This is a genomic window from Amycolatopsis sp. NPDC047767 (assembly GCF_040704195.1).
Lineage (GTDB): Bacteria > Actinomycetota > Actinomycetes > Mycobacteriales > Pseudonocardiaceae > Amycolatopsis.
This window is the reverse complement of sequence record NZ_JBEYSJ010000069.1, coordinates 1-11939: the sequence shown is the minus strand read 5'-3', so window position 1 is coordinate 11939 and position 11939 is coordinate 1. Positions and strand designations below refer to the sequence as shown.

The window sequence follows — 11939 nt, the reverse complement described above, 5'->3', positions numbered from 1 at the left end:
CTAATCTCTAGGTCGCAGGTTCGAGTCCTGCCGGGGGCACAAAACCCCTGGTCACGTCAGTGACCAGGGGTTTTTGCATGCCGACGCCCATATCTAACCCACATGATTCGTAAGTGGACGGTCGCTCAGAGCGAGACCGGCGTCTTTTCCGACGACACCGCGCTCCAGGTAGTGGTCCTGGGTAGTGCTGACCTTGTCGTGTCCGAGGTAGTCGGCGATCTCGCGCGCGTCCACACCGGCACGGTGCAGCACGTCAGAGACGTAGTGGCGCCAGGCATGCGGGTTGGTGACTCCGACGAATGGAGTACCGGCAACGATCCCCCGGATCGCCTTTCGCGTGTTGTCAGGGTCACGGAGAGTCCCTGTGGTGCTGGGAAAAACCCACTTCGATGTCACGGTTTCATACCGACACTGCAAGATCTCCATGACCCACGCAGGCGGCCGGATGAGGCGCATGCCGGCCGGACTCTTGGTGTACGGCTGGACCACCAGCCCGACGCCCTTCTCGCGGATCACGGTTCCGTGTATCCAAAGCGTGCCTTCGGTGAAGTCGACCGAGGTCTCCCAGTCGAGCGCGAGCAGCTCCCCGATACGGCACCCGAGTCCTGAGAGGACATCCTCCACGTCCACGAGGTCAAGGCGCTTGGCGACCTCGGATGCGTGGAACAGAGCCAAGATCTCGGTCACATTGCCGGCGTTGATTGCTCTCTTTGCCTTAGGCGTCTTGCTCCGAATGCTGAGCGACTCGATCTCTCGAACCGGGTTCTCGTCCAACGCATCGTGCCGGACCATCAGCGCACAGATACCCGTCAGGACCGCACGCGTTTGCTTCGCGGCGGCGGGGCCGTGGTCGTCGCGGATCTTAGTGAGCACTCGATTCGCCACCGACACCTTCATCTGCCGCACCGCGAGGTTGCTCAGCGGCTTCTTGAGGTACCGGTGCCAGACGCCGGCGTAGTCCTGCTTCGTCCGAGTCGCCTTGTCCGACTGCTCAAGCTCCTTGAAGTACTTCTCTGCGACCACCCCGACCTTGGTCTCAGCCGTGATCTCGGAGTCGCCCGTAGCTTGTGACCGGTCTCGCAGGGCCGTCAGCAAATTGTTCCTGGCCTGTGCCGGGCTCCTCCCGTGCCGTTCAACGGGACGGGTGACTCCGTCGTAATCCTTGTAGAGCGCCGTTGCCCGGTGACCACCTCGGCTGGTCGGATAGGTCCGGACCTCTCCCCAGGTCCCGAGCGGGAGCGCCGGGCGCGCCATCAGGCGGTCCCCTGGTCGGAGATCCAGGCGTCGACCTCATCGGGCCGGTACCGGACGTACTTGCCGATCTTGTACCCCTTAGGGCCCTTCCCGGTCTTGCGCCACTGGTACACGGTGTTGACCGGCACGTCGAGGTAGCCGGCGAGGTCATCCACGCTGAGCAGTTTGTTGTCCATGGTCGTTTTCCTTGCTGTATTTGAGTTTGCGGTCGTCTCGGATGCGTTCGGCGATGCCGGCGGCGAGTTCGCGTTCGGCGTCGTCGCGGTAGCCGGCGCCGTCGAAGTCCCACGCGTTGATCACGGCGATGGAGCCGGCGCGGTCGGCCAGGCCGAGGCGGTCGAGGGTTTCCTCGAGCCGGTAGCGGCGGCGGTCGCCGCGAATGTCCTTGAAGGTGGTCGAGTAGGCGCGGGACTTGGTGAGGAAGTGGCCCCGGAACCCGAGCATGTGGGCCCAGCGACGGAGGTTGAGGTCCTCGTAGGCGGGTAGATCTCCGAGGTCCCACGCGGTTTGGATCATGCGGCGGTGGTGGTCGCTCACCCGCAGGAACTCGATGTCCCGTTCGGAGCGGATGGGGCGGTCGGCGGCTTCGCTCTTGCCGGTGCCCTTGGTGGCGTACTTGGCGATGTAGGCGGCGAGGCGGCCCTCGCTGATGCGGCCGGTGTCGTCCTCCAGCTCAGCTGCGCCCATGGGTTCGATGCGGCGGACGTCGACCTGTTCGCCCCACACGACGGTGAGCGGGGTTCCGTCGCGGTAGTGGGTGCTCACGTAGGCGGCCCCAGCGGCGGCGTAGGCGGCGTCGTCGAGCAGGTCCGGGTGTGCCCACGCGGGGGCCGGGCTGGTGGCGCCGTCGGGGCCGTCGAGGCGGATCACGGCGTGGAAGTGCACGAGCCCGCGCCGCTGGTATTCGGCGACCTTGGAGTAGGAGAGGCGGGCTTGTTCGGTGAACTCGCGGACCTTGAGGCCGGCGCGTTTGGCGATCTCGCGGCGCAGGCGGGTGGTGAAGCGCTGCCACAGCGCGCCGGCGTGGGCCTGCCAGAGCACCGAGCCGGTGTAGTCGTAGGTCTCGGGGTCGACCGGGGTTCCGACGCGGGTGTCGGCGTCGTGGTGGAACTCCCCGCAGCCGCACGGGATGCGCTTGCCCCGGGCGCTGGTGCGGGCGTGGTGCACCGCGCCGAACGACGGGGCGGTGAGGGTGACGAACGCGCGGGGGCGGTCGGTGACGGTCTCGGGGACGCCCTTGTGCCCGCCGATGAGGCCGGCGCGGATGAGGTGGAACGCGTCGGCGGCGTAGCGGTCCGAGCACGAGGGGCACACCGACTCCCGGCGGTTGCCGCACGGGGCGAAGATGTCCCCGCCGTGGTGGTGCAGGACCTGCCCGGTAGCGGCGTCCTGGAGCTGGTGGGCTCCCGCGAGCCGGATCGGGCGGGCGCAGCCGTTGACGGCGTGGACTTTGGCGCGCCAGGTGTCGTAGTCGAGGGCCTGGACGCGGGCGGCGAGGCGGTCTTCGAGCGTGTGCATCGACGAGGCCCTTTCGGTTGGTGGACATGGAAAAGGCGCGGGAGTCGGGCCGCAGTGGCAGCCGGCTCCCGCGCCCATGAAGGCGGTCCGCGCGGGAAGGCGGATCAGGTGGTGACGGGGTGTCCGTTGCGACTGGTCAGGTCCGCGAGAACGCGGGTGGCCATCGCTTCGGGGAGGCGGGCGACGCGGCGGATGTCGTCGGTGGTGAGGTCCCGGCCCTCGTCGCGCGCGGCGGTGGCGGCGGCGTGGACACGGGCGGCGACGTCCGGCGGGAGCTTGAACGCTGGGGCCCGAGTCAGTGCCGGCGCGGGTTCCGGTGCCGGCGCGGTGGTGGCCGGTGCGGGTTCCGGGGCGTGAGGAACGGTGGCGAGAGCCTGTTCGCGGACGCGGGTGCAGGTCTGCTGGATGACCGGCATGACCTCGGCGAGCAGGAACACCACCAGCGGGATGACGAGGTGGAAGAACACCATGCCCTTGGAGATCCCGCCGTGGGCGGGGGCGAGCCCGGCCCAGACGTTGGCCACGAGCGTGGCGGCGAGCAGGAGCCGTTTGAGGTAGCGGACGGGCTTGGCGTCGGTGTCGACGTTGTGGGAGAGCATGGCCGCTTCCCAGCGCAGCAGCGTCACGAGGATGCCGGCGAGCGCGGGTTCGGCGAGCCAGGCGCCCCACCACAGCGGGTCGGTGATGGGGCGGTCGCCGGCGAGGAAGTCGTGCACGCCGGTGGTGGTGAACCCGAGTCCGACCGCGAGGAAGACCCACATGGTGCGGGTGACCGAGGCGCGGAAGCGGTCGGCGGTGACCGCGGCGAGCATCGGGTGGTTGGACAGCCGGTGCACGTCGCGGGCCTCGTCGAGCTGTTCTGCCAGGACGCGGACCCGGCGTGAGGGTGCCGGGCCGTCCTCGGGGGCGGGCTTGGGTTTGCCGAACACGGTGATCCCTCCTTTCTGGGGTGTGTCGGGTGTGGATGGTCAGGCGGTGAGCGCGAGGACGGTGAGAGTGTCGAGCACGGCTTCGCCGATGTGCTCGGTGTAGGCGGGCGGGATGGCCTGGGCCAGTTCGTGGCGGACGTCGGTGTGGTGGATGTCCATCGCGTCCTGCCAGTCGGTGACGCTGCCCTTGCCCCCGCCGTCGCCGTAAACCGCGACCATGTCCCCGTCGTGGTGGATGCCGTGGCGCCAGCCGGCGACGCGGTGTCCTTTGTGGCTGGTGTGCGGCGGGGTGAGCACGAAAACGCCGTTGAGCTCGAAGTAGCGGTGTCGGAACACCTTGAGCCCGAACGACAGTCCGCACAGGACGAGGTCTTTGCGGACCTCGGCGCCTTGGACGTTCTCCAGCACGGTGGGGGCGCCGGTGCGGGCACGGATGCCGGCGAGCGCGGCCCGGGTCGGCGGGATGAGGTCGAGGTGGTCGTCGTGCCACCCGGGGCGTTTGCGGTTGCCTGCGGTGAGGGCGGTCGCGTTCAGGCACGGCGGTGAGGCGTGGATCGCGTCGAACTCGTGTCCGTGGTCCCGGATGAACGCGATCGCGTCGCCACGGTGGAACTCGAACGGGTAGTTGGGCTGGGCCTCGATGTCGACGCCGACGACCTCGAACCCGGCGTTGTGGTAGCCGAGGGCGGCGCCGCCGGCGCAGCAGAAGGCGTCCAGGATACGAGGACGTCGGCGTGTGTGCATTGTGGACTCCTAACGTCTAGAGGTGGCCCGTGCGGAAGCGTTCGGCCTCTTTGCGGAAGATGCCGGCGATGGTGTCGAACCACCCAGCGAGGACGTCGGCCTGTTCGCTGAGTGCCCGGTGCTCGAACCAGAGCTCTCCGTCGTGGGTGGCGGTCTCGCGGGTTCGAGTCTCGTAGTAGTCCTCCACGGGCGGGCGGACCTTGCTGATCAATTCGTCGTAGCCGTTACGCACCGAACGTCCTTTCAGGATTTGAAGCCGACCAGGTTGGACCAGCGTTGGAGCATGTCCCGGCCCCGGGGCGTGAGCTTGAGCGGTGTCACCGGCCGGCGGACGGCGCCGTGGTAGGCCGTGACGGTGTCGCGGTTGGCGCCCCTGCGGACGTACTCAATGGACATCAGGTGCACCACGATGTCCTCTTCGAGAGCCAGGCGGACACGGTCGGTGTCCTCGAACACCATCACGCGGTCGGTGTCGTCGAGGAGGGCGAACCGTCCGTCGCGGACTTCGGCGAGCACGTCCTTGGCCACGAGGGGGTTGCCGACGTGTCCGGCCGGTTTGCGGCCCGAGGGCTTCGCCGGCGGGCACTGCCGGGCCGACGTCGGCGCGGGTGTCCGGCCCACGGTGCCGAAGAGCCCTATCTGCCCGGGGTCCTCGGTGTGGCGGCTCATCGGACACGCTCCCGTCCGACCGGGCCGAACTCCTGGTTGCGGAAGGCAGTCAGGGCGATCCCGACCCCGAGGGCGATGCAGCCGAACACGACCAGCGCGCTCCAGAACAGCCCGGAAGCGCCTTGGGCGAGGTAGATCAGGAACAGCACGAGCAGGGCGGGGGCGGCGAGCTTGACCCACAGCCAGGTCCGCCACACGTAGAAACCGATACGCCACATGGTCAGTTCTCCTTGTCGGGTCGGTGATTCGGGCAGAACACCTGTTGCTCGGAGGTTGTGGTCCAGCCGGCGTAGTAGCGGACGTCGTCGACGAGGTCCTCCCAACCGCGAAACGGCAGGAGCAGGCTTCCGGAACCGCAGCCCTCGCCACACACGACACACCGCGCGAAGAACACCGGCGCCCAACGTTCGAGATGGACGTCGAGGTAGTTCGAGGCGGCCCGTTCGTATGAGGCGCGAGCAGCCGCCTCATTCGTCGTGCACAGGTCCACCAACGTCGACTCGTCCCCAGCGAGGTCGATGCCCGTGACGAGGACGTACCAGTACGTTTCGTGGACCACGCAAGGAAAGGTGTCCATCAGGCCACTACCGTCAGGGCCGGGGAGCCGGCGAGGCCCCGCGCGATGAAGGCGACCATTTCGTCGATCTCGTGATCGGCCACGTAGGCGGAGCGAACCCGCTGCGGGACTCGCGACCGGGGGCGGATCACGAACCCGATGCCAGCGGTCTCCTCACCCTCGGGGATCTCGTCGGCCAGGGCACCCCTCAGGCGGGCACCGTCTCCGAGGGTCATGTCCACGTGGGACTGAGTGGTGACCCGCAGGCAGATCCGGATGGGGAACAGGTCCCGCACCGGAACGGTGTCCTTGGTGGGTTCCTGGACCAGCACCATGGTGCTATGCCCGGTGGCGCGGCCCTGGGAAGTCGCGATCGCGAGGTCCTTGCGGAGCGTGCGGGCGATGGCGGCGTCGCCGTAGGCCAGCAAGGCGCCGATTTCGTCGATCACCAGCAGGTTGAGCGGAGTCTCCCGCGAGATGGTGATCTTTCGCTGCCCGCTTGCGGCGAACTCGCGCTGAACGCGACGGATGTCCTCCACGTACTCGCGGACCAGTTCCGCGCACTTGGCTTCCTCGTGCTGGTAGTTGTGCGCGATGCCGGCGAGCTTGCGGAACTCCATTTGCTTCGGGTCGCAGATCCACAGCCGCACCAGCCCATCTCGGATGAGCGGGGCGAGCCCTCGGAAGACCGACATCGGGATGGAGTTCTTACCCGAGCCGGTGCCGCCGGCGATGAAGACGTGCTTGCCGACAAGGGACTGTCGCCACTCGGTGCCGTACTCCGTCTCGCCGATGTAGATATCACTCGGGTCGACCGCGCCGGCCTCGTCGGGCATGTCCGGGGCGGCGATGGTCTCGGTGAAGGGTTCGTGGCGCTGGATCACCAGGGCGACCCGGCCGGGCTTGACCCGCTCCACGGCGACCCGCTCCACCCGCAGGGCGTCGGCGAGGACGTCGGCGCGGTCCTCGAAGCTCCGGCGACCCATCCCGGCCGGAATCTCCACGGTGACGGTGTCGACCGAGGGCGAGTGTGAGCGGATCTTCGTGACGCGGGGGTAGCGGATCTCGTCGGTGCGGCGGTCGACGACGTAGAGGTCGCAGGCCCGCAGTGCCCGGTTGAACCGGGGACCGAAGTAGGTCGACCAGCGACGGCGCCAGGCCCGCATCCGGGGCGCGGCGTAGTGATCGAAGGTGTCGGGGTGTGCGCGGTACCAGGTGCACAGGCCGAGCGTGGTGCCGCCGATGACGCCGCCGGTGGCGGTCCAGCCCAGCTCGATCCCGGAGGCCAGCAGGCCGGCGGGGGCGAGCACGCTGCCCGGGTGGCGGGCAGTCCACTTGAGACCCTTGAACTCGGTCCCGACCTTGCGGTTCGACTTGGGGTGCCTCATGAGCGTGTAGTCCTTCCGGTAGAACGAGAACGGCCCCGTCTCCTCCAGTTGTGGAGGGCGGGGCCGATCTCGGGTGAGGTGTTCGAGAGGTTCAGGGGTTAAGCGCGGGGCGGGCGTCGGTCAGTTCGGTGGTGAGCACGGCGACCGCGCGGGCGGCCTTGTCGTGTGCGGCCTTGAACCCGTGCTCGTTCACCGGCATCCCGCGCATGGCGTCCTTGAGTTGGCGCAACGTGGAGTCGAGGTCTTCTACGACCCGGTCGACCTGGTGTGCCATGTCAGAGCCTCCAGTTTCGCGAGACGAGTTCCGCCTCGTGCTTTTTGCCGAGGGTGCGCAGGCGGTCCAGCTCGTCGAACGCCCGCGTGCGGAAGGTCTTGAGTTCGTCCTTTGTGGAGATGGTCCACGAGCCGTTCATCGCGTCCTCGTCGTAGGAGGCGATGAGCTTGTCGACCTCGTTCAGCACGTCGGCGACCATGTCCAGCGTCGCCACGAACGTCCCGTACCGTTCCTGTGCCCGTCGGTTGAGGAATCCCACCTGCATGTCAGCTCCACCTCTCCGGGCAGTTCTCCACCGACCAGTTCAGACCGGACAGGTCCGCGACCAGGAGCCGCAGGTGACGTCCGGCAGTGGCCTTGACCTCGTCCGGTGCGTCGCTCGCACGCAGCGCCTGATACGCCGTGTCGGCCGCCGTGATGATGTTCGTGATCTCCTGCATCCGCTTCAGCCTTCCCGTGTCGGGGCGGTCAGTTCCGCCGCCGTGGTGAGATCTGCGGTCAGGAACTTGACCGCGTTGCCGACCGCGATCCGGATGTCGCGGTCGGGGTGAGAGTCGATGAACTCCCGGTAGGCCGTGTTCGCGGCCTCGATGATCGCCATGATTTCCGGCATGGTCAGCCCTCCCTGCGGATCACGTGTTGGGCGTGGAGCAGGCCCTCGCAGTAGCCGGCCTGCCAAGCCAAGTCGTTGACCGGTTCCCCCAGCGCTTCGGCGCGTTCGCGCTCCAGCCGGGCGGCGAGCATCCGGATCACCACCCCGACCTTGACCGGGCGGCTCATCGCTTGCGTCCCGACACGAGGATCGTCAGCGCGGCCACGATCGCGAGGCCACCCATGATCGGCGACGCGACCACGAGACAGCCGGTGATCACCACCCAGAACACGAACGGACTCCATTCAGCCACCATCGTTCTCATTCCTCCTAGTTGAAGTAGTCCCACTGGCGCGAGCACACCTTGCACGTCGCAATTCCAGTCGGGGAGAGCCAGAAATCAGCCGAGCAGACGTGGTCGGCCATCACGAAAACCTCTTCGGGCCGTACGGGTCGAACGTCGACAACCCGTCCGGACCAGCGGAAACCTTGCCCATAATCGTTCTCCTTTCCGTACCGCGTATCCGTGGTAAAACCCCAGGAATCCCACACGAAAACCGGGTGGGAATCGAGGCGCACCACCACAAACAGGCGCGTTTTTGGCATAGATCGGCTCACTCTGTAATTGTCAATGAACGGAAAGTGCCCTTGCCCGACTCGAAAACGGGCAGCCAACCGACTTGGGAAGGGCTCCAGGGTGTTGTGTGCGCTCACGGCCGGGGAGGTAGCCGCAGCGTGACCGGACACCCGCCGGTCATGAGCCGGAACTAGGCGGCGTCGCGAACCGCGCCCGAGCCGGCAGGCTTGATCCCCTGAGCCTTGAACCACAGACCCGAACCCGTGATGCGACCCTCGTCGTTCGTCGTCTGGTACGTGTTGAGCACCGGGTCGATCAGCTCCACGTAGGTGCCCTCGTCGAACCCATCCCCCGGGTCCGTCGTCAGCGTCACCTTGATCTCTTCACCCTTGCCCGGACGCTGCCCCGGAACCGGAAGCGGCTTGGCGAACAGCATCACCACGAACGCGTTCAGCTGAGTCTTACGGTCGACCACCGGCACCATCTCGCCGCTCTTGTCCTCGCGCATCTTCATCACCGGCGCCTCCGTGACCATGAACTTGTAGTTGCCGCTGTACCACGAGATGTCCTGCATGTTGACCCTCCAGATGTAGGCGGTGCTGGTATCGTGTTGCGTACCTAGTATGCGACGACATACCTAAAATGTCAAACCATACCCGCCTGATCACTCGAATGGACTAAGGACACCGCCAGATGACCAGCAACGACCGAAGTCAGCAGAAGGCACTACCGCAGTACATGCAGATCGCCGAGGACGTCCGGAACAAGATCCGTGTAGGCCTGCTGCAAGTCGACGACCCGGTCCCCAGCGCGTCGGCCCTATGTGAGCAGTACGGCGTCAGCATGATCACGAGCAAGAAGGCGCTCCAGGTCCTCCAGAGTGAGGGCTTGGTCTACTCGGTGCCCGGCAAAGGGACGTACGTCGCCGAGATGAACGTCATGCTCCGCACGATGCCGTATCGGCACTTCGAACAGGACGAACGAACCTACGTCCGCGAGGCGGGCCGTGCCGGCAGGACGCCGCATGCCGAGCACGCCACCCACACGGAGAAGGCGTCCGACTGGGTGGCACGACGGCTCGATATCGAGGCCGGCGAGGAAGTCACAACCACCACGTACAAGATCTCCGCCGATGACCGGCCGATGAGCATGTCCGTGTCCTGGGAGCCACTCCGAATCACCGGCGGGACCGTGATCGAGCATCCCCACGAGGGTCCACACGGCAACCACGGCCTGAACGCGCGATTCCGTGCGATCGGCTGGACCGTGAGCCAGATCGAGGAGCGCCTTATCGTCCGCCAGCCCACCACGTCGGAGGCTTCTGAGCTCTCGATCCCGCCGGGCGTGCCCGTTATGGAGATCCGCCAGACTGTGCGAGCAACGGAAGGCGATTCCGACGACCTCGTGCCCGTCGAGGCGGCCGACATCATCTTCCCCACGGACAGGTACGAGTTCGTGTACATGATGGACCGACCGAAGTAGGAGCACGGCTCGATGTCGCACCACCCCGAAGAGGACGACGCGCCCACCGAGATCCGGCCGGACGGAACCGTGGATCACGAGCATCCTTACGGCCCAGATACGCCCCAGGTCTTCACCGACTTCAGCGAAGTAGCACCCGCCAGGCTCCACGGCTGTCCGAATTGCGGCAACACGGACGTGGCCTACGATGCCGGCCGGTGCTTCCGCTGCGGCGCCACATTCACTCCGGCATCCGACCTTCCGCCGCGCCAGGCGTGACCCCTGTGTTCAGAGTTTCTTTTCTTGTTCAAGGCGGCCCCTGCGGGGCCGCGCCGCTATCGGCCGGCACGCGCGGGGCCCCGCCTCCGGCACCCCACGCGACCGGCCGGCGGCTGCACCAGGGGCCGACGACAAGACGAAGAGAATGTCCTCGCCGGACGGGCAGGTCTCCGAGATGGGCGACAAAGCGGGCGAGTCGCGTTCGTGAGCGTCCTGTCGCCATCTCGCCGACCTCCCCGAGGGCTATCACGCCGCGTCAAGGGGGCAGTCGCGCCGGCGGGCTCCGGAGTGCTCGAACGCGCCCCCTTGACCCGACGTGATCGGGCTACGCCAGGTCGACGAGATGGCGAAGAGGCCACCCACTTGCAGGTGGCCAATTCAAAGATCTATCGCGTCCAACTACCGCCAGATAGTGGTTGCTTCTGCTTCCAGGTCGTCCGGGTCCGCCAGTTCAACCAGGTCACCCACCGAGACAATACTTTCCGTTGCGGAAATCTCCGTATCCGCAGAAGGATCCCGACGCAAAGTCTCAACGCGAGTTTCCCATTTCGGCGGCTGGAACATTCCCGAAATCCCAAGGCCCGGATGGTCTCCACCGACATTGATTTTTCTTGATCGGAAGGTTCGCGCGATACAAAATCGTTCAGCAACCTCCACTACCCGCACAACAACCTTGACTTTTGCGATCGTCCCGATTTCCTCTTTGGTATCTGGGTCTACAACACTTATCGGTTGACCCTTGACACGAAAAGTCATTCCCTCGGTGACGCCATCCTGCTCACCACGATTGATAATCAACTCGCGGTCACTCGTGACCTGGGCGACCTTCCCCTCGATAGTCAATGTCATTACCCCTGTTTCGTTGCGGCAGATGAGTTCGGCATTCGAGATTCGCGAGTCCTATAGCGCTCTAGCTCATTTGAATAAACATCGGGAGTCAAGTCGCCCCAGTCTTCCGCAGCCGTGGCAGTCGAGTTAATTTCCTCACGAATGTTATAAGCCACGGAGTTGAACCAATCTACAGACCTGCTGGGATCTGAACGCTTCCCATTCTCTATATGAGCCTGTATCGCGTCCCCGTAAGCTTCAACTCGGACGACCAACGCTTGAAGTCGGGTAATCTGATCGAATATTCGACGGACCGCCGGCCTAGCCTGAGCCCGAACTGCAGTCCGCGCAGAATCGGCCGAGAGGGTACTTCCCAGAGCGGCGCCCGCAACGGCCGAGATCACCTGAATCACCACCGTCCATGGCTTATTTAAGGTGACGAACACCAGTAACGCTGCACAGACGAGAATGACGGCAACGAGGATAAACGCGACAAGTTTTCGTCGCCAGCTCGTCACCTCCACACTTCCCTCAGCCATACACTCATTCTCTCACGACAACGTCACGAACCCTGGCGCGACCGGCGATGGTTACCGTCAGCAATACTATCGTCACCATATGCACTCGTAGTCCTTGCATCGGGGGTTTCGTCGAGCCGCGACGCCAACCCCGTCGATCACTCAATGCAAGATCGACACCCACAGGTAACCCTCATCTATGGATGGTCGACAGTGACCAATGACGACCACGGACAGCTATTTGCTAATGCGAAGAGACCTGCTAGCAGCCAACAACGACTATCCATAATAGACATCGAGCACGGTGCCGCGCTAATCTCTAGGTCGCAGGTTCGAGTCCTGCCGGGGGCAC

19 protein-coding genes are annotated in these 11939 nt (G+C 65.7%); 1 reads left to right on the top strand and 18 read right to left on the bottom strand.

All coding sequences use genetic code 11. The features are described 5' to 3' along the window. Positions 1 to 93 precede the first annotated feature (93 nt). From AB0878_RS48980 to AB0878_RS48900, 17 genes are all read right to left on the bottom strand, one after another. Complete coding sequence (locus tag AB0878_RS48980; RefSeq protein WP_366590482.1) at positions 94 to 1254, bottom strand: site-specific integrase; 1161 nt, start codon at positions 1252 to 1254, stop codon at positions 94 to 96. Beyond that, entirely contained in the window at positions 1254 to 1430 is a 177-nt protein-coding gene (locus AB0878_RS48975; protein ID WP_366590480.1) for a helix-turn-helix domain-containing protein, read from the bottom strand. The genes AB0878_RS48980 and AB0878_RS48975 overlap by 1 nt, the downstream gene beginning before the upstream one ends. Further along, complete coding sequence (locus AB0878_RS48970; protein WP_366590477.1) at positions 1402 to 2772, bottom strand: replication initiator; 1371 nt, start codon at positions 2770 to 2772, stop codon at positions 1402 to 1404. Before AB0878_RS48970 ends, AB0878_RS48975 begins: the two co-directional genes overlap by 29 nt. A 104-nt stretch (positions 2773 to 2876) precedes the next feature. After that, on the bottom strand, positions 2877 to 3701 hold the full coding sequence (locus AB0878_RS48965; protein WP_366590474.1) for a hypothetical protein: 825 nt from the start codon (positions 3699 to 3701) through the stop codon (positions 2877 to 2879). A 39-nt stretch (positions 3702 to 3740) separates the two neighbouring features. Further along, positions 3741 to 4445, bottom strand: a complete 705-nt coding sequence (locus AB0878_RS48960; RefSeq protein WP_366590471.1) for a DNA methylase — start codon at positions 4443 to 4445, stop codon at positions 3741 to 3743. A 16-nt stretch (positions 4446 to 4461) separates the two neighbouring features. Further along, complete coding sequence (locus AB0878_RS48955; protein ID WP_366590468.1) at positions 4462 to 4677, bottom strand: hypothetical protein; 216 nt, start codon at positions 4675 to 4677, stop codon at positions 4462 to 4464. An 11-nt stretch (positions 4678 to 4688) separates the two neighbouring features. Beyond that, positions 4689 to 5114 carry a hypothetical protein gene (locus AB0878_RS48950; protein ID WP_366590465.1) on the bottom strand — a complete coding sequence of 142 codons (426 nt, stop codon included), beginning with the start codon at positions 5112 to 5114 and terminating at the stop codon, positions 4689 to 4691. Continuing rightward, complete coding sequence (locus AB0878_RS48945; protein ID WP_366590462.1) at positions 5111 to 5332, bottom strand: hypothetical protein; 222 nt, start codon at positions 5330 to 5332, stop codon at positions 5111 to 5113. Before AB0878_RS48945 ends, AB0878_RS48950 begins: the two co-directional genes overlap by 4 nt. 2 nt (positions 5333 to 5334) lie before the next feature. After that, positions 5335 to 5673, bottom strand: coding sequence for a hypothetical protein (locus AB0878_RS48940; RefSeq protein WP_366590459.1), 339 nt, complete (start codon positions 5671 to 5673; stop codon positions 5335 to 5337). A 17-nt stretch (positions 5674 to 5690) separates the two neighbouring features. After that, positions 5691 to 7058, bottom strand: a complete 1368-nt coding sequence (locus tag AB0878_RS48935) for an FtsK/SpoIIIE domain-containing protein (protein ID WP_366590457.1) — start codon at positions 7056 to 7058, stop codon at positions 5691 to 5693. Between the two features lie 91 nt (positions 7059 to 7149). After that, complete coding sequence (locus AB0878_RS48930) at positions 7150 to 7332, bottom strand: hypothetical protein (RefSeq protein WP_366590454.1); 183 nt, start codon at positions 7330 to 7332, stop codon at positions 7150 to 7152. 1 nt (position 7333) lies between these two features. Continuing rightward, a complete protein-coding gene (locus AB0878_RS48925; protein WP_366590451.1) occupies positions 7334 to 7597 on the bottom strand; it encodes a hypothetical protein in 264 nt (87 codons plus the stop codon). Position 7598: 1 nt separating this feature from the next. Continuing rightward, positions 7599 to 7772: a hypothetical protein gene (locus tag AB0878_RS48920; RefSeq protein WP_366590448.1), complete on the bottom strand. Its 174-nt coding sequence runs from the start codon at positions 7770 to 7772 to the stop codon at positions 7599 to 7601. Positions 7773 to 7777: 5 nt separating this feature from the next. Beyond that, a complete protein-coding gene (locus AB0878_RS48915; RefSeq protein WP_366590445.1) occupies positions 7778 to 7945 on the bottom strand; it encodes a hypothetical protein in 168 nt (55 codons plus the stop codon). A 2-nt stretch (positions 7946 to 7947) separates the two neighbouring features. Beyond that, positions 7948 to 8112: a hypothetical protein gene (locus tag AB0878_RS48910; protein WP_366590443.1), complete on the bottom strand. Its 165-nt coding sequence runs from the start codon at positions 8110 to 8112 to the stop codon at positions 7948 to 7950. Next, positions 8109 to 8237 carry a hypothetical protein gene (locus AB0878_RS48905; protein ID WP_366590440.1) on the bottom strand — a complete coding sequence of 43 codons (129 nt, stop codon included), beginning with the start codon at positions 8235 to 8237 and terminating at the stop codon, positions 8109 to 8111. Before AB0878_RS48905 ends, AB0878_RS48910 begins: the two co-directional genes overlap by 4 nt. A 454-nt stretch (positions 8238 to 8691) precedes the next feature. Continuing rightward, on the bottom strand, positions 8692 to 9075 hold the full coding sequence (locus tag AB0878_RS48900; protein ID WP_366590438.1) for a hypothetical protein: 384 nt from the start codon (positions 9073 to 9075) through the stop codon (positions 8692 to 8694). A gap of 119 nt (positions 9076 to 9194) precedes the next feature. Between AB0878_RS48900 and AB0878_RS48895 the strand changes: the two genes are divergently transcribed. Then, on the top strand, positions 9195 to 9983 hold the full coding sequence (locus AB0878_RS48895) for a GntR family transcriptional regulator (RefSeq protein ID WP_366590436.1): 789 nt from the start codon (positions 9195 to 9197) through the stop codon (positions 9981 to 9983). 657 nt (positions 9984 to 10640) lie between these two features. Here the strand turns inward: AB0878_RS48895 and AB0878_RS48890 are convergent. Continuing rightward, positions 10641 to 11090 (bottom strand): hypothetical protein, encoded by a 450-nt coding sequence (locus AB0878_RS48890; protein ID WP_366590434.1) that lies wholly within the window; start codon positions 11088 to 11090, stop codon positions 10641 to 10643. Positions 11091 to 11939 lie beyond the last annotated feature (849 nt).

Bases quoted from the DNA above. Each gene is read 5' to 3' on its own strand.
- AB0878_RS48980 (WP_366590482.1), bottom strand. From the start codon at position 1,254: ATGGCGCGCCCGGCGCTCCCGCTCGGGACCTGGGGAGAGGTCCGGACC.
- AB0878_RS48975 (WP_366590480.1), bottom strand. From the start codon at position 1,430: ATGGACAACAAACTGCTCAGCGTGGATGACCTCGCCGGCTACCTCGAC.
- AB0878_RS48895 (WP_366590436.1), top strand. From the start codon at position 9,195: ATGACCAGCAACGACCGAAGTCAGCAGAAGGCACTACCGCAGTACATG.
- AB0878_RS48935 (WP_366590457.1), bottom strand. From the start codon at position 7,058: ATGAGGCACCCCAAGTCGAACCGCAAGGTCGGGACCGAGTTCAAGGGT.
- AB0878_RS48950 (WP_366590465.1), bottom strand. From the start codon at position 5,114: ATGAGCCGCCACACCGAGGACCCCGGGCAGATAGGGCTCTTCGGCACC.
- AB0878_RS48915 (WP_366590445.1), bottom strand. From the start codon at position 7,945: ATGCCGGAAATCATGGCGATCATCGAGGCCGCGAACACGGCCTACCGG.
- AB0878_RS48970 (WP_366590477.1), bottom strand. From the start codon at position 2,772: ATGCACACGCTCGAAGACCGCCTCGCCGCCCGCGTCCAGGCCCTCGAC.
- AB0878_RS48890 (WP_366590434.1), bottom strand. From the start codon at position 11,090: ATGACATTGACTATCGAGGGGAAGGTCGCCCAGGTCACGAGTGACCGC.
- AB0878_RS48900 (WP_366590438.1), bottom strand. From the start codon at position 9,075: ATGCAGGACATCTCGTGGTACAGCGGCAACTACAAGTTCATGGTCACG.
- AB0878_RS48945 (WP_366590462.1), bottom strand. From the start codon at position 5,332: ATGTGGCGTATCGGTTTCTACGTGTGGCGGACCTGGCTGTGGGTCAAG.
- AB0878_RS48920 (WP_366590448.1), bottom strand. From the start codon at position 7,772: ATGCAGGAGATCACGAACATCATCACGGCGGCCGACACGGCGTATCAG.
- AB0878_RS48930 (WP_366590454.1), bottom strand. From the start codon at position 7,332: ATGGCACACCAGGTCGACCGGGTCGTAGAAGACCTCGACTCCACGTTG.
- AB0878_RS48925 (WP_366590451.1), bottom strand. From the start codon at position 7,597: ATGCAGGTGGGATTCCTCAACCGACGGGCACAGGAACGGTACGGGACG.
- AB0878_RS48910 (WP_366590443.1), bottom strand. From the start codon at position 8,112: ATGAGCCGCCCGGTCAAGGTCGGGGTGGTGATCCGGATGCTCGCCGCC.
- AB0878_RS48960 (WP_366590471.1), bottom strand. From the start codon at position 4,445: ATGCACACACGCCGACGTCCTCGTATCCTGGACGCCTTCTGCTGCGCC.